This window comes from Pseudomonas spartinae (assembly GCF_965197125.1).
In the GTDB taxonomy this organism is placed as follows: Bacteria; Pseudomonadota; Gammaproteobacteria; order Pseudomonadales; family Pseudomonadaceae; genus Aquipseudomonas; species Aquipseudomonas composti_A.
On record NZ_CBDAMB010000012.1, the window covers coordinates 80,483 to 100,348 of the forward strand.

The following is a 19,866-nucleotide window of genomic DNA, read 5'->3' on the forward strand; positions in this document are numbered from 1 at the left end:
AGACAGGCTTGCTTCAAAAAGAGAAACATTATCATCTAGAGATGCATTTGAAGCAATGGACAAAACACCGCAGCAGAGCCAGCCGATCTATTGAGCCAGGTCAAAAAGTGAATTGTTGCTTGGCTTAGCATTGATTCCAGCCAAAGACACAACCGACTCGAACTGGAGCTCGATATGTACAAGTCACTGTTCACTGCCTCTCTGCTGGCCCTGGCCATCGCCTCCCCTGTCGCTCATGCTCACCAGGCTGGCGACATTCTCATCCGTGCCGGTGCCATCACCGTCAACCCAGACGCCGACTCTTCCAGCGTCAAGGTTGATCGCGGCGGCCTCGCTGGTACCGATCTCGGCGGCAAGGCAACCATGAGCAGTGACACTCAGCTGGGTCTGAACTTCGCCTACATGCTCACCGACAACCTGGGTATCGAGCTGCTGGCGGCAACCCCGTTCGAACACGACGTGAAGATCAAGGGCACCGTCCTCGATGCGGCCAACGGCAAGCTGGGCACCCTCAAGCACCTGCCGCCGACCCTGAGCCTGGTCTACTACCCGCTGGACGCGAAGTCGGCCTTCCAGCCCTACGTCGGCGCCGGCATCAACTACACCTGGATCTTTGACGAGCACGTCGGCAGCGCTGCCAGCGCCAACGGCTTCGACAACTTCCGCGCCAAGAACTCCTGGGGTCTGGCCTGGCAGGTGGGTGCCGATTACATGCTGACCGACAGCCTGATGCTCAACGCCCAGGTGCGCTATATCGACATCGATACCACTGCCTATGTCGACAACAACGCCCTCGGCGTGCGCGCCAAGGTCGACGTTGACGTTGACCCCTTCGTCTACATGGTCGGCCTGGGCTACAAGTTCTGACAGCCCTCGCAGACATGAAAAAGCCGGCATATGCCGGCTTTTTCATGGGCTCGATTCACAAGCCGAGCAACTGCCGCAAACCCTCGCGCAACGGGGTCTGCTGCGGCAGGCGGTAATGCGCCTGCAAGCGCGTATTGTCGGCACGCGAGTGACGGATATCACCCGCGCGCGCCGGCAGGTGGGTCACCTGCGGCAGGCCACCACACAGCGCGCCGATCTCGGTCAGCAGCTGATTGAGGCTGACGGCCTGACTCCAGCCCACGTTGACCGGGTCACTCACCACCTGCTCATTGAGCAACGCCTGCATCAACAGCACGACCAGATCGCCAACGTAGAAGAAATCGCGGGTCTGTTCGCCATCACCGAAGACGCTGATCGGCAGCCCTTGCTGCGCGCGCTGAGTGAAGATGCTGATCACGCCGGAATACGGCGATGACGGATCCTGGCGCGGGCCGAAGATATTGAAGAAGCGAAACACCGCCGGTTCCAGGCCATGCTGGCGGCGGTAGAAATCCAGATAGTGCTCGCCCGCCAACTTGTCGGATGCATAAGGCGTCAACGGCGCCTTGGCGGTCTCTTCATCGATTGCCACGCCCTCGCCGTTGTTGCCATAGATAGCCGCACTGGAGGCGTAAACCACGCGTCGCACGCCATGCTGACGCATGGCCTCGCAGAGGTTCAGGGTGCCAATGAAGTTGCTCTGGTGAGTGGAGACCGGATCATCCACCGAAGCCTGCACCGAGGCCACGGCAGCCAGATGCGCCACCCCCGCACAACCCGCGACCGCCTGCGCGACCACTTCGGCATCGGCGACGTCGCCCTCGATGAAACGCAAGCGCGGATTGTCCAGAGGCAGGTTGCTGCGCTTGCCCATGGACAGGTTGTCCAGCACACGCACCGAGTGACCTGCAGCCAGCAAGGCGTCGACCAGGTTTGAACCGATGAAACCCGCACCACCTGTTACGAGAAATTCAGCCATGACGGTAATAACGATCCAGTAGGCTCGGCAGACCGGAGCGCCAGGCGCGCGGCTTGATACCGAAGGTGTGAAGAATCTTCTTGCAGGCCAACACCGCATGTTGCGGCTCATCCGCAGCGTCCGGGCGAGCGGCGTGCGCCTGCGGCGCGACATCCTCGACCAGATTGCTGCGATAGTGACGCGCCTCGGTCAGCACCGCCTGCCCCAGGCTCAACGAGGTGCTGGCCTCGTGGCCGCCGTAATGATAGGTGCCCCACAAGGGCGACTCGCAGTCGAGCTGCTTGAGCACCGCTAGAATCACCCGCGCGGCATCGTCCACCGGCGTGGGATTGCCACGCCGGTCATCGGCGAGATAAAGCATCTCATCGCGCTCGGCGCGCTGCAAAAAGCGCCCCAACAGACCATCACGACTGTCATCGAGCAGCAGACCGAAGCGCAGCAGCACATGCCGTGGACAGATCGCCCGCACGCTCTGCTCCAGACGCCACAGCGCCTGGCCACGCAGTCCCAGGGGGAGCGGCTCCTCCTTTTCGCTGTAGGCAGTGACCCGCGCGCCATCGAAAACCCGGTAGCTCGATGGCTGCAGCAACACGATGGAGTGGTGCTGGCACAGTTCGGCCAGCCGCTCCACCGCACGCTCCTGGGTCTGCAGGCGCGACTCGGCCACCGACTCGGCCTGGAACCAGTCGAAGTAATAGGCCAGATTGACCAGTGCATCCGGGCGGGTATCGTCGAGCAGCTCGGTGAGGTTGGCGGCGTCCCAGCCCTCTTGCGGCGGGCGCGGCGCCAGGAAGCCGATATCTTCCTCGGCACCGAGACGGATCAGCGCTTGCCCCAGGGCACTACCGCCGCCCAGCAGCATCAGGCGCATACGCATGGTGGTTCGGGTGACTCCAGAATTGTTCTGCCTGCCGGTATGGCGGCCACGATGGCCGATATTCTGCTGGTTTTACCCTGAGCCGTCACCCTGCAATCACGCCCGAAGGCTCGGCAGGAGCCGGAGCATGGGCCTGATCGAAAACCTGCTGCGCCCGGGCGATCTCGGCGACATGGCTTTCCACCCAATGATCGAGCGCCCGAATCGGCTCGCTCAACGAATGCCCCAGAGGGGTCAACGCATATTCCACACGTGGCGGCACCTCGGCATGAGCCTGGCGCGACACCAGGCCGAAGCGCTCGAGGCGGCGCAGCGTCTGAATCAGCATTTTCTCCGATATACCCTCGACGCGACGGCGCAGCTCGGCAGTACGCAGCACACCGCCGTGAGCCAGGGCATGAATCAGCAGCAGCGACCACTTGTCGGCAATCACCGTCAGCACATGCCGCGCCGGGCAGACGCCACTGAATACATTGCCGGGGCGAAAATCATCGGCCATCGAAGCGCCTCCAAAACTTACCAAAAGGTAGGTACTTGCCGAAAAGAAAGCCAAGAGTAAGCTCCTTCGCGTACACCTGCCACCCCACAAGGAATCTCACATGAAGCTCTACTACAAAGCCGGCGCCTGCTCCCTTTCGCCACACATCGCCCTGCGCGAAGCCGGCATCACCTTCGAGATGGAAGCAGTCGACCTTCAAACCAAGCGCACCGAGTCGGGCGCCGACTTCACCCAGATCAACGCCAAGGGCTATGTCCCCGCCCTGGCGCTGGACAACGGCAAGGTGCTGACCGAAGGCGCGGCCATCGTGCAGTACATCGCCGACCTCAGGCCTGAAAGCGGCCTGGCGCCAGCCAATGGCAGCGAAGCGCGCTACCAGCTGCAGAGCTGGCTGAGCTTCATCTCCACAGAACTGCACAAACCGATGGGCAGCCTGTTCAACCCGGCCCAGAGCGAAGACTGGAAAGCCGCGGCCAAGGCGCTGTTGAGCAAGCGCCTGAACTGGCTCGTGACGGAGATGGGGGAGCGCGAATACCTGCTGGGTGAGCATTTCACCGTAGCCGATGGTTATCTGTTCACCGTACTGGGCTGGGCCGGCATGGTTGGCGTCTCCCTTGACCCGTGGCCGAGCCTGCAGGCCTACCGTGCGCGCATCGCGGTACGCCCGAAAGTGATCGAGGCGCTCAAGGCCGAAGGCCTGATCTGAAGCCATAAAGAAAAACCCCGAGGCCAGCTCGGGGTTTTCGTATCAGCTCGGTATCACGCGCTCAGAACGGGATATCGTCATCGAAGCTGTCGTAGTCAGGCGCTGGCTGGGCCTGCTGCGGAGCCGGACGCTCCTGACGCGGCGCCTGCTGCTGCGGTTCACGCTGCGGTGCCGGGCGCGATTGACGCGGAGCACCGCTGTCGTCACCACTCGGACGGCCGCCCAGCAGCTGCATGGTGCCCTGCATGTCGACGATGATCTCGGTGGTGTAACGCTTGATGCCGTCTTTTTCCCACTCGCGGGTCTGCAGTTTGCCTTCGATGTACACCTGCGAACCCTTGCGCAGGTATTCGCCGGCGATCTCGGCGACCTTGCCGAACAGGGCGACACGGTGCCATTCGGTCTTCTCGACCTTCTGCCCGGTCTGCTTGTCGGTCCACTGCTCGCTGGTGGCCAGGCTCAGGTTGGTGACTGCGTTGCCGCTAGGCAGGTAGCGAGTTTCCGGGTCCTGGCCGCAGGTACCGACCAGAATGACTTTGTTAACCCCACGGGCCATAACGTTCTCCTAGACTCGGCACGCCGCTGGCGCCGATGTGATCAGGCTTTCCAGCGTCGTGCGATCCACTTGTTGGGTATCGACTTTGATATAGATGGCCGCTTCATCGACCACCACCACGGCGTCCGCCACTCCCGGCGTCGCCTTGAGGCGTTCGACCAGTCCGACATCGGCCAGTGCCGCGGCATCGAGCGGCAGGCGCAAACTGGTCACGTACGGCGGTTCGCGCATAGTAACAGCAATGGCCAGCCAAATTGCACAGAGCACGGCGCAGCCGATGAACACCCCGCCCAGACCGACGTGCTGGTAAAGCCAGCCGCCGAGAATGCCGCCCAGCGCTGCGCCGAGGAACTGGCTGGTGGAATAGACCCCCATCGCCGTGCCCTTGCCGCCCGCTGGCGCCACCTTGCTGACCAGTGACGGCAGCGAAGCCTCGAGCAGGTTGAACGCGGTGAAGAACACCACGATGCCCAGCACCAGCGCCCGCAGGCTATGGCCGAACAGGGCGAAGTAAAGCTCACAGGCCAGCAATACGCTGACGGCGCCGAGCAGCACACGCTTCATCTGGCGCTTCTTCTCGCCATAGATGATGAACGGCACCATGCCGAAGAAACCGACCAGCAGCGCGGTCAGGTAGACCCACCAGTGCTCCTCTTTGACCAGCCCGCCCTCTTCCACCAGCGCCAGCGGCAAGGCCACGAAACTGGCCATGAGCACCGCATGCAGGGCCAGGATGGCGAAGTCCAGACGCAACAGGTCGCCATGCTTCAGGGTCGGCCATAGCGCCTGCGCCGCCACGCCGGACTCCCGATGCTGCAGCGGCCCGGCATCCTTGGGCACCACGCCGACCACGATCAGCATGCCCAGCAGCGCCATGCCCGCAGTCGCCCAGAACAGACCGGACAAGCCGAACGCGCGAGTCAGCAGCGGGCCGACCACCATGGCCACGGCGAACGACAGCCCGATGCTCATACCGATCATGGCCATCGCCTTGGTGCGGTGCTGTTCGCGGGTCAGGTCCGACAACAGCGCCATCACCGCTGCCGAAATGGCTCCAGCACCTTGCAGCACGCGCCCAGCGATCACGCCCCAGATGGAGTCGGCATTGGCCGCCAACACGCTGCCGGCGACGAAGATCAGCAGGCCGACATAGATCACCGGGCGTCGGCCGATGCGGTCGCTGATGATGCCGAAGGGAATCTGCAACATGGCCTGGGTCAAGCCGTAGGCGCCGATGGCCAGGCCGATCAGTGCCGGCGTGCTGCCGGCCAGATCCATGCCGTAGGTGGCCAGCACCGGTAGCACCATGAACATGCCTAGCATACGAAACGCGAAGACCATGGCCAGGCCGCCGGCCGCGCGGGTCTCGCTACTGCTCATGCGCTCGCTGTGCGGATCGTGCATCGAATAAACCCTGAGGAAATCAGCCGGCGATTCTAGCAGCAGCGCTCGCTTCGGCACAGGCGCACACTTTGCCGCAGGGTAGCCGCAAGCCCTATACTCGACGGTTTTCCGCCCGCCCAGCGAGGCCTGTTTTAAGTGGACAAGATTCTGATCCGTGGGGCCCGAACCCACAACCTCAAGAACATCGACCTGACCCTGCCGCGCGACAAACTGATCGTGATTACCGGCCTGTCCGGCTCCGGCAAGTCCTCACTGGCCTTCGACACCCTCTATGCGGAAGGTCAACGCCGCTATGTCGAGTCCCTGTCGGCCTACGCACGGCAGTTCCTGTCGATGATGGAGAAGCCCGACGTCGACACCATCGAGGGCCTGTCCCCGGCGATTTCCATCGAGCAGAAATCCACCTCGCACAACCCGCGTTCGACCGTCGGCACCATCACCGAGATCTACGACTACCTGCGCCTGCTCTATGCCCGCGTCGGCACGCCACGCTGCCCGGATCACGACGTACCGCTGGAAGCGCAAACCGTCAGCCAGATGGTCGACCAGGTGCTGGCTCTGCCCGAAGGCCGCAAGCTGATGCTGCTGGCGCCGGTCATCCGCGAGCGCAAGGGCGAACACCTGTCGGTATTCGAAGAGCTGCGCGCCCAGGGTTTCGTGCGCGCCCGCGTCAACGGCAAGCTGCATGAGCTGGACGAACTGCCCAAGCTGGATAAACAGAAGAAGCACTCCATCGACGTGGTGGTGGACCGCTTCAAGGTGCGCGAAGACCTGCAACAGCGCCTGGCCGAATCCTTCGAGACCGCGCTCGGCCTGGCCGACGGTATCGCCCTGATCGCACCGATGGACGACGAGCCGGGCGACGAGATCATCTTCTCCGCGCGCTTCGCCTGCCCGCACTGCGGCCACTCGATCAGCGAGCTGGAACCCAAGCTGTTCTCCTTCAACAACCCGGCAGGCGCCTGCCCGACCTGTGACGGCCTGGGGGTGAAGCAGTTCTTCGACACCAAGCGCCTGGTCAACGGCGAGCTGACCCTGGCCGAAGGCGCCATTCGCGGCTGGGACCGGCGCAACGTTTACTACTTCCAGATGCTCGGCTCGCTCTCGAGCCACTACGGTTTCAGCCTGGAAGAACCGTTCGACGAACTGGCGGCCGAGCATCAGAAGGTGATCCTGTTCGGCAGCGGCACGCAGAGCGTCGACTTCAAATACCTCAACGACCGTGGCGATATCGTCAAACGCTCACACCCCTTCGAGGGCATCGTCCCCAACCTCGAGCGCCGCTACCGCGAGACCGAGTCGGCCAGCGTGCGCGAGGAGCTGGCCAAGTTCCTCAGCACTCAGCCCTGCCCGGACTGCCGCGGCACTCGCCTGCGCCGTGAGGCGCGGCACGTCTGGGTCGGCGAAAAGACCCTGCCGGCGGTCACCGGCCTGCCAGTGGGCGATGCCTGCGACTACTTCGGCGAGCTGCACCTGACGGGCCGGCGCGGCGAGATCGCCGAGAAGATCCTCAAGGAAATTCGCGAGCGCCTGCAGTTCCTGGTCAACGTCGGCCTCGACTACCTGACCCTCGATCGCAGCGCCGACACCCTGTCCGGCGGCGAGGCGCAGCGCATCCGCCTGGCCAGCCAGATCGGTGCCGGCCTGGTCGGCGTCATGTACATCCTCGACGAGCCGTCCATCGGCCTGCACCAGCGCGACAACGAGCGCCTGCTGGGCACCCTCACCCACCTGCGCAACCTGGGCAACACGGTGATCGTGGTCGAACATGACGAGGACGCCATTCGTCTGGCCGACTATGTCGTGGACATCGGCCCGGGTGCCGGCGTGCATGGCGGGCAGATCGTCTCCCAGGGCACCCCGGACGAGGTGATGGCCGACCCGCAGTCGCTGACCGGCAGTTACCTCTCCGGGCGCAAGAAGATCCAGTACCCGGCGACCCGTACCCCGCGCGACAAGAAGAAGTCGCTAAAGCTCAAGGGCGCGCGTGGCAACAACCTGCGCAAGGTCGACCTGGAGATTCCGGTCGGCCTGCTCACCTGTGTCACCGGCGTGTCCGGATCGGGCAAGTCGACGCTGATCAACAACACCCTGTTCCCCATCACCGCCACCGCGCTCAACGGTGCCACCACTCTGGAAGCGGCCCCGCACGATTCGTTCGACGGCCTGCAGCATCTGGATAAGGTGGTGGACATCGACCAGAGCCCGATCGGCCGTACGCCACGCTCCAACCCGGCCACCTACACCGGCCTGTTCACACCGATCCGCGAGCTGTTCGCCGGCGTCCCGGAGTCGCGTTCGCGCGGCTATGGCCCGGGCCGTTTCAGCTTCAACGTCAAGGGTGGGCGCTGCGAGGCCTGCCAGGGCGACGGCGTGATCAAGGTGGAGATGCACTTTCTGCCGGACATCTACGTGCCCTGCGACGTGTGCAAGGGCAAGCGCTACAACCGTGAAACCCTGGAAGTGAAGTACAAGGGCAAGAGCATCACCGAAGTGCTGGACATGACCATCGAAGACGCCCGCGCCTTCTTCGATGCGGTGCCAGCCATCGCCCGCAAGCTGCAGACGCTGATGGATGTGGGCCTGTCCTATATCAAGCTGGGCCAATCGGCGACCACCCTGTCCGGTGGCGAGGCGCAACGGGTAAAGCTGAGCCGCGAGCTGTCCAAGCGCGACACCGGCAAGACCCTGTACATCCTCGACGAGCCGACCACCGGCCTGCACTTCGCCGATATCCAGCAGCTGCTCGACGTGCTGCACCGCCTGCGCGATCACGGTAATACCGTGGTGGTGATCGAGCACAACCTGGACGTGATCAAGACCGCCGACTGGCTGGTGGATCTCGGCCCGGAGGGCGGCTCCAAGGGCGGCATGATCATCGCCACCGGCACGCCGGAAGAAGTGGCGGACAATCCGGCATCGCACACCGGACACTTCCTCAAACCGCTGCTGGAACGCGACCGCGCCTGAAACGAAAGAGCCCCGCACATGCGGGGCTCTTTCATCACCAGCCTGCTTTACATCTGGCTTTGCAGGTATTTCTCCAAACCCAGCTTGTCGATCAGCTGCAGCTGAATCTCCAGCCAGTAGGCGTGGTCTTCTTCGGTGTCCTTGAGCTGCGTCAGGAGGATGTCGCGGCTCTGATAATCCTGGTGCTTCTCGCACAACTCGATGCCCTTGCTGAGGGCTGCACGCACCTCGTATTCCAGGTCGAGATCGAGCTTCAATGCCTGCGGCACGGTCTGCCCGTACTTGAAGGTATTGGGCGCCATGTCCGGCACACCCTCGAGGAAGATGATGCGTTTGAGCAGCGCATCGGCGTGCTGGGTTTCTTCTTCCATCTCGTGGTTGATGCGCTCGTAGAGCTTGCTGAAGCCCCAGTCCTCGTACAGCCGCGAATGGATGAAGTACTGGTCACGCGCGGCCAGCTCACCCTTGAGCAGATGTTTGAGATAGTCGATGACTTCGGTATGGCCTTTCATGCCGGCTTTCCTTGTTGCATTCGTGAACAGGGTGCAATGCTCCGCCTGACGTAAGGCTCGGTCAAGCAAAAGCACAACGCCTCCACGAGGGAGGCGCTGCGGTTCAGCGACGCACCAGGGGTGCGCGAGTCAGGTTCAGGCCAGATCGAAACGATCCAGGTTCATCACCTTGGTCCAGGCCGCGACGAAGTCCTTGACCAGCTTTTGCTTACCGTCGGCACTGGCATAGACCTCAGCGTAGGCACGCAGGATGGAGTTCGAGCCGAACACCAGGTCGTTACGGGTAGCGGTGTACTTCACCTGGCCGTCCTTGCGTGTACGTCCTTCGAAGACTTCGTTGCTGTCATCGGCCGCCTTCCAGGCGATGCCCATATCCAGCAGGTTGACGAAGAAGTCGTTGGAGAGCACGCCGACCTTGTCGGTGAACACACCGTGCTGACTACCATCGTGGTTGGCACCCAGCACACGCAGACCACCGACCAGCGCGGTCAGCTCAGGAGCCGTCAGGGTCAGCAGCTGCGCCTTGTCCACCAGCATGGCCTCGGTGGGCACACCCAGGTTGCCCTTGCTGTAGTTGCGGAAACCATCGGCAACCGGTTCCAGCACATCGAAGGATTCGACATCGGTCTGATCCTGACGCGCGTCGACGCGACCGGCAGCGAAGGGTACATCCACCACGACACCAGCAGCCTTGGCTGCCAGTTCGACACCGACATTACCCGCCAGCACGATCACATCGGCCAGCGATGCCTTGCCCGACGCCTGCTGGATATCCACCAGTTTCGGCAGCACCTTGAGCGCCCGCTGGTTGACCGCCCAGTCCTTCTGCGGCGCCAGGGCCAGGCGCGCACCGTTGGCGCCGCCACGCTTGTCGCCACCACGGAAGGTCGAGGCCGAAGCCCAGGCCACGGACACCAGATCACCGACAGACAGACCGGAGGCCGCAATCTTCGCCTTCAGGTCAGCGATATCTACGGCACTCGGGTTGTGCGTGGCTGCGGGCAGCGGGTCTTGCCAGATCAGGTCTTCTTTCGGCACTTCCGGGCCGAGGTAACGGGCTTTCGGCCCCATGTCACGGTGGGTCAGCTTGTACCAGGCGCGGGCGAAGGCGTCGGCGAAAGCCTGCGGATCGTCATGGAAGCGCCTGGAGATCTTGCCGAACTCCGGGTCGAAACGCATGGTCAGGTCAGTGGTGAGCATGGTCGGCTTGTGGAATTTACCCGGCACATGGGCGTCCGGGATGATGTCCGGCGCATCCTTGGCCACCCACTGCTTGGCGCCGGCTGGCGACTGGGTCAGCTCCCACTCGAAACCGAACAGGTTCTCGAAGAAGTTGTTGCTCCACTGCGCTGGCGTCTTCGTCCAGGTCACTTCCAGGCCGCTGGACACGGTGTCCTTGCCAGAGCCACTGCCGAAGTTGCTGGTCCAGCCCAGACCTTGCGCCTCGATCGGCGCGCCTTCCGGCTCGGGGCCCTTGTGCGACTCGGGAGCAGCACCGTGGCATTTGCCGAAGGTATGACCACCCGCGATCAAGGCAACGATTTCCTCGTCATCCATGGCCATGCGGTAGAAGGTTGCGCGAATGTCCTTGGCCGCAGCCAGGTAGTCACCACTGGCGTTGGGGCCTTCCGGGTTCACGTAGATCAGGCCCATGTGGGTGGCGCCAAACGGTGCAGTCAGCTCACGATCGTCGTTGACACGCTTGGGATCGACACCCAGCCAGGAGACTTCGGCGCCCCAGTTGACGTCCTGATCCGGTTCCCACACGTCTTCCCGGCCACCGGCGAAACCGAAGGTGCGAAAGCCCATCGACTCCAGCGCGACGTTACCGGCCAGGATGTACAGGTCAGCCCAGGAAATCGACTGGCCGTACTTTTGCTTGATGGGCCACAGCAGACGCCGCGACTTGTCGATGTTGACGTTATCCGGCCAGGAGTTGAGCGGCGCGAAACGCTGCTGACCACGACCACCACCGCCACGGCCGTCGGTAGTGCGATAGGTGCCGGCGGAGTGCCAGGCCATGCGGATGAACTGCGGGCCGTAGTGACCGAAGTCGGCCGGCCACCAGTCCTGGCTATCGGTCATCAGCTTGACCAGGTCGGCCTTGAGCGCCTTGTAGTCGAGCTTCTTGAACGCTTCGGCGTAGTTGAATTGTTCGCCTAGCGGATTGGATCGGTCCGAGTGCTGATTCAGCAGATCCACACGCAGCTGATTAGGCCACCAATCTTTATTGGTCGTGCCGCCACCCGCTACGTGGTTGAACGGACATTTGCCTTGATTCGACATGGTTCTCTCCTTCTCCTCATCGGGTCGGCCGCAGCGAGTGCGACCAACAATGGGACAAGCCTAGACCTGCTTTGTCAGGCAAACCAATTCATGAAGCGTAACGGCGCGATAGTTATTTTCTTTCGTGAGGCCCGACTGTGCGGCAACGCAGCCACGGCCGCTGAAAACAGCCAGGAACCAGCGCCTGGGGTGATATTTCAGGCAACAAAAAACCGGGCACTAGGCCCGGTTTCTCGTACAACCAGCAACTTACTCGGCAGCTTCTACCGAACCGCCGACCGGACGGTCAACCAGTTCAACGTAAGCCATCGGAGCGTTGTCACCAGCGCGGAAGCCGCACTTGAGAATGCGCAGGTAGCCGCCGTTGCGGGTGGCGTAGCGCTTGCCCAGATCGTTGAACAGCTTGCCGACGATGGCTTTCGAACGGGTACGGTCGAAGGCCAGACGACGATTGGCAACGCTGTCTTCCTTGGCCAGGGTGATCAGCGGCTCGGCAACGCGACGCAGTTCCTTGGCTTTCGGCAGGGTAGTTTTGATCAGCTCGTGCTCGAACAGCGAGACCGCCATGTTCTGGAACATGGCCTTGCGGTGAGCGCTGGTGCGGCTGAGGTGACGGCCACTTTTACGATGACGCATGGTTCAATTCCTTACCAAACTTGTTCGTTCGGTGATGATGACGATCAGGCAGTGGCCTTATCGTCTTTCTTCAGACTTGCCGGCGGCCAGTTGTCGAGGCGCATACCGAGGGACAGACCGCGAGAAGCCAGAACATCCTTGATTTCGGTCAGGGATTTCTTGCCCAGGTTCGGGGTTTTGAGCAGCTCTACTTCGGTGCGCTGAATCAGGTCACCGATGTAGTAGATGTTCTCTGCCTTGAGGCAGTTGGCCGAACGTACGGTCAGTTCCAGGTCATCGACAGGACGCAGCAGGATCGGATCGATCTCGTCTTCCTGCTCGACCACCACCGGCTCACTGTCACCTTTGAGGTCGACGAACGCGGCCAGCTGCTGCTGCAGGATGGTCGCGGCACGACGGATAGCCTCTTCAGGATCCAGGGTACCGTTGGTTTCCAGGTCGATAACCAGTTTGTCCAGGTTGGTGCGCTGCTCGACACGGGCGTTTTCCACCACGTAAGCAACCCGACGCACAGGGCTGAACGAAGCATCCAGCTGCAAGCGACCAATGCTGCGGCTCTCGTCTTCATCGCTCTGACGAGCGTCAGCCGGCTCATAGCCGCGACCACGAGCTACGGTGAGCTTCATGTTCAGCGAGCCATTGGCGGCCAGGTTGGCGATTACGTGGTCGCCATTGACGATTTCGACATCGTGATCCAGCTGAATATCGGCAGCGGTAACTACGCCCGGGCCCTTCTTAGCCAGAGTCAGGGTCACTTCGTCACGGCCGTGCAGCTTGATAGCCAGACCTTTCAGGTTGAGCAGGATCTCGATTACATCTTCCTGCACACCTTCGATCGCGGAGTACTCGTGGAGTACGCCGTCGATCTCGGCCTCGACTACTGCACAGCCAGGCATGGAGGACAACAGGATGCGACGCAGCGCGTTGCCCAGGGTATGGCCAAAGCCACGCTCGAGAGGCTCGAGGGTGATCTTGGCGCGGGTCGAACTGACCTCCTGCACATCGATGTGACGGGGGGTCAGGAACTCATTTACCGAAATCTGCATGGATGCACCTATTTTCTAGCCCTTACTTGGAGTAGAGCTCGACAATCAGGCTCTCGTTGATGTCAGCGGACAGATCGCCACGAGCCGGTACGTTCTTGAACACACCAGACTTCTTCTCAGCGTCTACTTCTACCCACTCAACACGGCCGCGCTGGGCGCAGAGCTCAAGAGCCTGAGCGATGCGCAGCTGGTTCTTCGATTTCTCGCGAACAGCAACGACGTCGCCAGCTTTTACCTGGTAGGACGGTACGTTTACGGTCTGACCGTTGACGCTGATTGCTTTGTGCGAAACCAGCTGACGGGATTCGGCGCGGGTAGCACCATAGCCCATACGGTAAACCACGTTATCCAGACGGCACTCCAGCAGTTGCAGCAGGTTTTCGCCGGTGGCGCCCTTCTGGCTGGCAGCTTGCTTGTAGTAACCGCTGAACTGACGCTCCAGAACGCCGTAGATACGACGAACTTTCTGTTTCTCACGCAGCTGGGTGCCGTAGTCGGATTGACGACCGCGACGCTGACCGTGGATACCGGGAGCTGCTTCAATGTTGCACTTAGATTCAAGCGCGCGAACACCGCTCTTCAGGAAGAGATCGGTGCCTTCACGGCGAGACAGTTTGCACTTGGGACCAATGTAACGAGCCATTTCTCACTGTCTCCTGTTTACACGCGACGCTTCTTCGGCGGACGGCACCCGTTGTGCGGGATAGGCGTCACGTCGGTGATGCTGGCGATTTTGTAGCCGCAGGCGTTCAACGCACGCACGGCAGATTCGCGACCTGGACCCGGGCCCTTGACGTTAACGTCGAGGTTCTTCAGGCCATACTCCAGTGCAGCCTGACCAGCGCGCTCGGCGGCGATCTGGGCAGCGAACGGAGTGGACTTACGCGAGCCGCGGAAACCCGAACCACCAGAGGTAGCCCAGGACAGGGCGTTACCCTGACGGTCGGTAATGGTCACGATGGTGTTGTTGAAAGACGCGTGGATGTGGGCGATGCCATCAACCACCGTCTTTTTGACTTTCTTACGAGTACGAGCAGCAGGTTTTGCCATGACTAAATTCCTGTCGATTCGCGAATGCGATTACTTGCGGATCGGCTTACGCGGGCCCTTACGGGTGCGAGCGTTGGTCTTGGTGCGCTGACCGCGAACCGGCAGACCTTTACGATGGCGCAGGCCGCGGTAGCAACCCAGATCCATCAAGCGCTTGATCTTCATATTCACTTCACGACGCAGGTCGCCTTCGGTATTCACCTTGGCTACTTCGCCACGCAGCTGTTCGATCTGCTCGTCAGTCAGATCCTTGATTTTCGCAGCCGGGTTTACGCCAGCAGCGGCACAGATGCTCTGTGCAGTGGTGCGACCAACACCGAAGATGTAGGTCAACGAGATAACAGTGTGCTTGTTATCCGGAATGTTAACGCCTGCAATACGGGCCATTCAGTGGAACTCCAATTGACAGCTACCTACGCCCCGGAAGCCAAGAAATAGGGCGCGAGATATTAACGCTGTAAAAACAAATAATCAACCCGGCAGCGCACTAGCTGCCGGGCTTATCACGCGTGGTTCACACTCAGCCTTGGCGCTGCTTGTGACGCGGCTCTGCGCTGCAGATCACCCGCACGACACCTTCGCGACGGATAATTTTGCAGTTACGGCACAGCTTTTTCACCGATGCACGAACTTTCATTACCAACTCCTCGAACCTTACGGGTGGATCAGCGGAGCATGCCGCTGCCATAACCCTTCAGGTTGGCTTTCTTCATCAGGGAATCGTACTGGTGAGACACGAGGTGAGATTGCACTTGGGACATGAAGTCCATGACAACCACGACCACGATCAGCAACGAGGTCCCGCCAAGGTAGAACGGAACGTTGGCCGCAACCACCAGAAACTGGGGCAGCAGGCACACGGCCGTCATGTACAGAGCACCGAACATGGTCAAGCGGGTCAGAACGCCATCGATATAGCGTGCCGACTGCTCGCCCGGACGGATGCCCGGAATAAAGGCACCGGACTTCTTCAGGTTTTCCGCTACGTCTTTCGGGTTGAACATCAGCGCTGTGTAGAAGAAGCAGAAGAAAATGATCCCTGCACTAAACAGCAGAATGTTCAACGGCTGACCAGGAGCGATAGCCTGCGAAATGTCCTGCAGCCAGCCCAGACCCTCGGACTGACCAAACCAGGCACCCAGCGAGGCCGGGAACAGCAGAAGGCTGCTGGCGAAAATGGCCGGGATTACGCCCGCCATGTTCACCTTCAACGGCAGGTGGCTGGTCTGCGCAGCGAAGACCTTGCGGCCCTGCTGACGCTTGGCGTAGTGCACCGCAATGCGACGCTGGCCACGCTCAATGAACACCACGAAACCGATGATCGCTACTGCCAGCAGGCCGATGGCGATCAGAGCGAAGATGTTGATATCGCCCTGACGAGCAGACTCGAAAGACTGCCCGATCGCCGACGGCAGACCGGCCACGATGCCAGCAAAAATCAGCATCGAGATACCGTTGCCGACACCGCGCTCGGTGATCTGCTCGCCCAGCCACATCATGAACATCGCGCCCGCCACAAAAGTGGTAACCGCCACGAAGTGGAAGCCGAAATCGACCGAGAACGCTACGCCCTGGCTACCCAAACCAACGGCCATGCCGATGGCTTGAACAAATGCCAGGACGAGAGTGCCGTAGCGGGTGTACTGGCTTATCTTGCGACGGCCAGCTTCACCTTCCTTCTTCAACTGCTCCAGCTGCGGGCTGACTGCGGTCATCAGTTGCATGATGATCGATGCCGAGATGTACGGCATGATCCCCAGTGCAAAGATGCTCATCCGCTCCAGCGCGCCGCCGGAAAACATGTTGAACAAGCTAAGAATGGTCCCCTCATTCTGCCGGAACAGATCCGCCAGTCGGTCTGGGTTGATGCCAGGAACCGGGATGTGCGCACCTATCCGGTAGACGATGATCGCCAGGAACAGGAAGCGCAGACGAGCCCAGAGTTCGGACAACCCGCCACCTGCCAGCGCTGAGAGAGCACCTTGCTTAGCCATTTAGTCCTCGAACTTACCGCCAGCTGCTTCGATAGCCGCACGCGCACCTTTGGTGGCGGCGATACCTTTAAGGGTGACCGCACGGGTAACCTCACCGGACAGCATGACTTTCACACGCTGTACGTGATGACCAACCAGATTGGCATCCTTCAGAGCCTGCAGAGTTACAACACCCTCTACCTTGTTCAGCTCGGAGGTACGCACTTCGGCGCGATCCATAGCCTTCAGGGAGACGAAGCCGAACTTCGGCAGACGGCGGTGCAGCGGCTGCTGACCACCCTCGAAGCCCGGAGCGATGGAGCCACCGGAGCGGGAGGTCTGACCTTTGTGACCACGGCCACCAGTCTTACCCAGACCGCTACCGATGCCACGGCCCGGACGGTGCTTCTCGCGACGGGCACCCGGCGCGGAACGCAGATCGTTCAGTTGCATGATTAACCCTCCACCTTCAGCAGGTAGTAAGCCTTGTTGATCATGCCGCGGTTTTCCGGAGTATCCAGAACCTCTACGGTGTGACCGATGCGACGCAGGCCCAGGCCCTTGACGCAAGCTTTGTGATTGGCCAGACGGCCATTGGTGCTCTTGATCAGAGTCACTTTGACGGTATTAGCCATGGTTAGAGAATCTCCTCGACGCTCTTGCCACGCTTGGCTGCAACGGACTCTGGAGACTGCATGGTCTTCAGACCCTTGAAGGTGGCGTTAACCACGTTCACCGGGTTGGTCGAGCCGTAGCACTTGGCCAGAACGTTCTGCACACCAGCCACTTCCAGAACGGCACGCATGGCGCCGCCGGCGATGATACCGGTACCTTCGGAGGCCGGCTGCATGTACACCTTGGAGGCGCCATGAGCGGACTTGACCGGGTACTGCAGAGTGGTGCCGTTCAGATCAACTTGGATCATGTTGCGACGAGCAGCTTCCATCGCCTTCTGGATGGCAGCAGGAACTTCGCGGGACTTGCCACGGCCGAAGCCGACGCGACCCTTGCCATCACCTACCACGGTCAACGCGGTGAAGGTGAAGATACGGCCACCCTTTACGGTCTTGGCAACGCGGTTAACCTGAACCAGCTTCTCGATGTAGCCTTCGTCGCGCTTTTGGTCGTTATTTGCCATAACTTAGAACTCCAGCCCGCCTTCACGAGCAGCATCAGCCAGCGCCTTGACGCGGCCGTGGTACTTGAAGCCAGAACGGTCGAATGCCACCTGGGTTACACCAGCGGCTTTCGCACGCTCAGCAACCAGCGCACCAACCTTCTTGGCTGCGTCGACGTTGCCGGTGGCGCCATCACGCAGTGCTTTGTCCAAGGTAGAGGCGCTGGCCAGAACCTTGCTGCCGTCGGCCGAGATGACCTGGGCGTAGATGTGCTGCGAAGAGCGGTACACGCACAGACGCACGGCTTCGAGCTCGTGCATTTTCAGGCGTGCTTTGCGAGCGCGACGCAGACGAGTAACTTTTTTGTCGGTCATTTTTCAGCCCCTTACTTCTTCTTGGCTTCTTTACGACGGACAACTTCATCCGCGTAACGAACGCCTTTGCCCTTGTAGGGCTCAGGACGACGGAAGTCACGGATTTCCGCAGCCACCTGACCCACCAGTTGCTTGTCGATACCCTTGATCAGGATCTCGGTCTGGTTAGGGGTTTCGGCCACGACGCCTTCCGGCAGTTCGTAGTCGATCGGGTGGGAGAAGCCCAGTGCGAGGTTCAGCACCTGACCTTTGGCTTGAGCTTTGTAGCCCACGCCGACCAGTTGCAGCTTACGCTCGAAGCCTTGGCTGACACCGATGACCATGTTGTTGACCAGGGCACGAGTGGTGCCGGCCATGGCGCGATTTTGCTGATCGCCATTGCGAGCAGCGAAACGCAGCTCGGAGCCTTCCTGGATGACTTCCACGGACGAGTGAACATTCAGTTCCAGAGCGCCCTTGGCACCCTTGACCGAGAGCTGCTGACCGGCGAGTTTGACCTCGACACCGGATGGCAGCACAACGGGGTTCTTAGCAACGCGAGACATGCTTATCCCCCCCTTAGAACACGGTGCAGAGCACTTCGCCGCCGACACCGGCAGCGCGCGCAGCGCGATCCGTCATCACACCTTTGTTGGTGGAGACGATGGAAACACCGAGACCGCCGCGAACCTTCGGCAGGTCATCGACGGATTTGTATTGACGAAGGCCAGGACGGCTCACGCGCTTGACTTCCTCGATGACCGGCCGGCCTTCGAAGTACTTCAGCTCGATGGACAGTTGTGGCTTGGCTTCACCATTGACTTCATAACCCGCAATATAACCTTCGTCTTTCAGAACTTTGGCTACTGCTACCTTCAGAGTGGAAGAAGGCATGCTTACGACGGACTTTTCAGCCATCTGGGCATTACGGATACGAGTTAGCATGTCCGCTAACGGGTCCTGCATACTCATGGGCTAGACGCTCCTGATACAAAAAGAACAGCCCGAAGGCTGTGGGATCATCCAAAAGCTCGGCATGGAAATACCAGGCTCAGGAGAGCCGGACATTCTAGAGACCGATCAAAAATGAATCAAGCCCCAAAAGGGGCTTGTTCAATAAAAGGCAAAGCCGGCACAAGGCCGGCTCTGCTTTTCAGCTTGCGCTGATTACCAGCTGGCTTTCACCAGGCCCGGTACGTCACCGCGCATGGCGGCTTCGCGCAGCTTGTTACGCGACAGACCGAACTTGCGGTAAACGCCGTGCGGACGGCCGGTGATGCGGCAACGGTTACGCAGGCGCGAGGCGCTGGCGTCACGTGGTTGCTTCTGCAGAGCGACTTGGGCTTCCCAACGCGCTTCCGGACTGGTGTTCGGATTAGCGATGGTGGCTTTCAGCTCGGCACGCTTCTTGGCGTACTTGGCAACCGTTTGCTGACGCTTCAGCTCGCGGTTCTTCATGCTTGTCTTGGCCATTGTCCAGGACTCCGATCAGTTGCGGAACGGGAAGTTGAAAGCACGCAGCAGAGCGCGGCCTTCATCATCGTTACGGGCAGTGGTAGTCAGGGTGATGTCCAGACCACGCAGCGCATCGATCTTGTCGTAATCGATTTCCGGGAAGATGATCTGCTCTTTCACGCCCATGCTGTAGTTGCCACGACCATCGAAGGACTTGGCATTCAGGCCGCGGAAGTCACGCACGCGCGGCAGGGAGATGGACAGCAGACGATCCAGGAACTCGTACATACGCTCGCGACGCAGAGTGACCTTGACGCCAATCGGCCAGCCTTCACGAACCTTGAAACCAGCGATCGACTTACGGGCATGAGTCACAACGACTTTCTGACCGGTGATCTTCTCGAGGTCGGCTACAGCGTTTTCGATGATTTTCTTGTCACCGATCGCTTCGCCCAGGCCCATGTTCAGGGTGATCTTGGTGATGCGCGGAACTTCCATCACGTTCGCCAGCTTCAGTTCTTCCTTCAGCTTGGGCGCGATTTCCTTCCGGTAAATCTCTTTCAGTCGTGCCATGGTATT

25 protein-coding genes are annotated in these 19,866 nt (G+C 60.8%); 3 read left to right on the forward strand and 22 right to left on the reverse strand.

All coding sequences use genetic code 11. The features are described from left to right. The first annotated feature begins 174 nt into the window (after window positions 1-174). Complete coding sequence (locus ACN8M7_RS21800) at window positions 175-867, forward strand: OmpW/AlkL family protein (protein ID WP_061240731.1); 693 nt, start codon at window positions 175-177, stop codon at window positions 865-867. Between the two features lie 55 nt (window positions 868-922). On the opposite strand, the gene ACN8M7_RS21805 is transcribed toward ACN8M7_RS21800, so the two are convergent. The 3 genes from ACN8M7_RS21805 to ACN8M7_RS21815 all read right to left on the reverse strand — a co-directional run bounded on the left by ACN8M7_RS21805 (window position 923) and on the right by ACN8M7_RS21815 (window position 3,222). After that, a complete protein-coding gene (locus tag ACN8M7_RS21805) occupies window positions 923-1,846 on the reverse strand; it encodes an NAD-dependent epimerase/dehydratase family protein (protein ID WP_490262164.1) in 924 nt (307 codons plus the stop codon). Then, window positions 1,839-2,723: a sugar nucleotide-binding protein gene (locus ACN8M7_RS21810; protein ID WP_061240729.1), complete on the reverse strand. Its 885-nt coding sequence runs from the start codon at window positions 2,721-2,723 to the stop codon at window positions 1,839-1,841. Before ACN8M7_RS21810 ends, ACN8M7_RS21805 begins: the two co-directional genes overlap by 8 nt. Window positions 2,724-2,808: 85 nt before the next feature. Next, window positions 2,809-3,222 (reverse strand): winged helix-turn-helix transcriptional regulator, encoded by a 414-nt coding sequence (locus tag ACN8M7_RS21815; RefSeq protein WP_490262165.1) that lies wholly within the window; start codon window positions 3,220-3,222, stop codon window positions 2,809-2,811. 100 nt (window positions 3,223-3,322) lie between these two features. Between ACN8M7_RS21815 and gstA the strand changes: the two genes are divergently transcribed. Further along, window positions 3,323-3,928, forward strand: a complete 606-nt coding sequence (gstA, locus tag ACN8M7_RS21820; RefSeq protein ID WP_490262166.1) for a glutathione transferase GstA — start codon at window positions 3,323-3,325, stop codon at window positions 3,926-3,928. 61 nt (window positions 3,929-3,989) lie between these two features. Here gstA and ACN8M7_RS21825 read toward each other — a convergent pair whose 3' ends face one another. After that, window positions 3,990-4,484: a single-stranded DNA-binding protein gene (locus tag ACN8M7_RS21825; RefSeq protein ID WP_061240726.1), complete on the reverse strand. Its 495-nt coding sequence runs from the start codon at window positions 4,482-4,484 to the stop codon at window positions 3,990-3,992. Between the two features lie 9 nt (window positions 4,485-4,493). Next, on the reverse strand, window positions 4,494-5,888 hold the full coding sequence (locus ACN8M7_RS21830; RefSeq protein ID WP_490262167.1) for an MFS transporter: 1,395 nt from the start codon (window positions 5,886-5,888) through the stop codon (window positions 4,494-4,496). A gap of 135 nt (window positions 5,889-6,023) precedes the next feature. On the opposite strand from ACN8M7_RS21830, the gene uvrA reads away from it, so the two are divergent. Next, complete coding sequence (gene uvrA, locus ACN8M7_RS21835; protein WP_490262168.1) at window positions 6,024-8,858, forward strand: excinuclease ABC subunit UvrA; 2,835 nt, start codon at window positions 6,024-6,026, stop codon at window positions 8,856-8,858. Between the two features lie 47 nt (window positions 8,859-8,905). On the opposite strand, the gene bfr is transcribed toward uvrA, so the two are convergent. From bfr to rplE, 17 genes are all read right to left on the reverse strand, one after another. After that, entirely contained in the window at window positions 8,906-9,370 is a 465-nt protein-coding gene (bfr, locus tag ACN8M7_RS21840) for a bacterioferritin (protein WP_061240723.1), read from the reverse strand. Window positions 9,371-9,505: 135 nt separating this feature from the next. Further along, the gene (gene katG / locus ACN8M7_RS21845) at window positions 9,506-11,656 is read right to left on the reverse strand and encodes a catalase/peroxidase HPI (protein ID WP_490262169.1); all 2,151 of its coding nucleotides are present in this window, start codon (window positions 11,654-11,656) and stop codon (window positions 9,506-9,508) included. A 249-nt stretch (window positions 11,657-11,905) separates the two neighbouring features. Beyond that, the gene (rplQ, locus tag ACN8M7_RS21850; protein WP_003243945.1) at window positions 11,906-12,292 is read right to left on the reverse strand and encodes a 50S ribosomal protein L17; all 387 of its coding nucleotides are present in this window, start codon (window positions 12,290-12,292) and stop codon (window positions 11,906-11,908) included. Between the two features lie 44 nt (window positions 12,293-12,336). Further along, the gene (locus ACN8M7_RS21855; protein WP_061240721.1) at window positions 12,337-13,338 is read right to left on the reverse strand and encodes a DNA-directed RNA polymerase subunit alpha; all 1,002 of its coding nucleotides are present in this window, start codon (window positions 13,336-13,338) and stop codon (window positions 12,337-12,339) included. 22 nt (window positions 13,339-13,360) lie between these two features. Next, entirely contained in the window at window positions 13,361-13,981 is a 621-nt protein-coding gene (gene rpsD / locus ACN8M7_RS21860; RefSeq protein WP_061240720.1) for a 30S ribosomal protein S4, read from the reverse strand. 17 nt (window positions 13,982-13,998) lie between these two features. After that, window positions 13,999-14,388 carry a 30S ribosomal protein S11 gene (rpsK, locus tag ACN8M7_RS21865; protein ID WP_003243933.1) on the reverse strand — a complete coding sequence of 130 codons (390 nt, stop codon included), beginning with the start codon at window positions 14,386-14,388 and terminating at the stop codon, window positions 13,999-14,001. A gap of 30 nt (window positions 14,389-14,418) precedes the next feature. Continuing rightward, the gene (gene rpsM / locus ACN8M7_RS21870) at window positions 14,419-14,775 is read right to left on the reverse strand and encodes a 30S ribosomal protein S13 (RefSeq protein WP_061240719.1); all 357 of its coding nucleotides are present in this window, start codon (window positions 14,773-14,775) and stop codon (window positions 14,419-14,421) included. Between the two features lie 133 nt (window positions 14,776-14,908). Next, window positions 14,909-15,025, reverse strand: coding sequence for a 50S ribosomal protein L36 (gene rpmJ, locus ACN8M7_RS21875; protein WP_002555468.1), 117 nt, complete (start codon window positions 15,023-15,025; stop codon window positions 14,909-14,911). 28 nt (window positions 15,026-15,053) lie between these two features. Continuing rightward, window positions 15,054-16,382 carry a preprotein translocase subunit SecY gene (secY, locus tag ACN8M7_RS21880; RefSeq protein WP_061240718.1) on the reverse strand — a complete coding sequence of 443 codons (1,329 nt, stop codon included), beginning with the start codon at window positions 16,380-16,382 and terminating at the stop codon, window positions 15,054-15,056. Next, window positions 16,383-16,814, reverse strand: coding sequence for a 50S ribosomal protein L15 (gene rplO / locus ACN8M7_RS21885; RefSeq protein ID WP_017675610.1), 432 nt, complete (start codon window positions 16,812-16,814; stop codon window positions 16,383-16,385). Between the two features lie 2 nt (window positions 16,815-16,816). Further along, complete coding sequence (rpmD, locus tag ACN8M7_RS21890) at window positions 16,817-16,996, reverse strand: 50S ribosomal protein L30 (RefSeq protein ID WP_003243922.1); 180 nt, start codon at window positions 16,994-16,996, stop codon at window positions 16,817-16,819. A gap of 2 nt (window positions 16,997-16,998) precedes the next feature. Continuing rightward, window positions 16,999-17,499 (reverse strand): 30S ribosomal protein S5, encoded by a 501-nt coding sequence (gene rpsE, locus ACN8M7_RS21895; protein WP_061240717.1) that lies wholly within the window; start codon window positions 17,497-17,499, stop codon window positions 16,999-17,001. A gap of 3 nt (window positions 17,500-17,502) precedes the next feature. Then, complete coding sequence (gene rplR / locus ACN8M7_RS21900) at window positions 17,503-17,853, reverse strand: 50S ribosomal protein L18 (protein WP_017675612.1); 351 nt, start codon at window positions 17,851-17,853, stop codon at window positions 17,503-17,505. An 11-nt stretch (window positions 17,854-17,864) separates the two neighbouring features. Then, the gene (gene rplF / locus ACN8M7_RS21905) at window positions 17,865-18,398 is read right to left on the reverse strand and encodes a 50S ribosomal protein L6 (RefSeq protein ID WP_061240716.1); all 534 of its coding nucleotides are present in this window, start codon (window positions 18,396-18,398) and stop codon (window positions 17,865-17,867) included. A gap of 13 nt (window positions 18,399-18,411) precedes the next feature. Then, the gene (gene rpsH / locus ACN8M7_RS21910; RefSeq protein ID WP_003243915.1) at window positions 18,412-18,804 is read right to left on the reverse strand and encodes a 30S ribosomal protein S8; all 393 of its coding nucleotides are present in this window, start codon (window positions 18,802-18,804) and stop codon (window positions 18,412-18,414) included. Between the two features lie 195 nt (window positions 18,805-18,999). Further along, a complete protein-coding gene (rpsN, locus tag ACN8M7_RS21915) occupies window positions 19,000-19,305 on the reverse strand; it encodes a 30S ribosomal protein S14 (RefSeq protein ID WP_003463288.1) in 306 nt (101 codons plus the stop codon). A 15-nt stretch (window positions 19,306-19,320) separates the two neighbouring features. After that, window positions 19,321-19,860 (reverse strand): 50S ribosomal protein L5, encoded by a 540-nt coding sequence (gene rplE / locus ACN8M7_RS21920; protein ID WP_017675614.1) that lies wholly within the window; start codon window positions 19,858-19,860, stop codon window positions 19,321-19,323. Window positions 19,861-19,866: the final 6 nt, after the last annotated feature.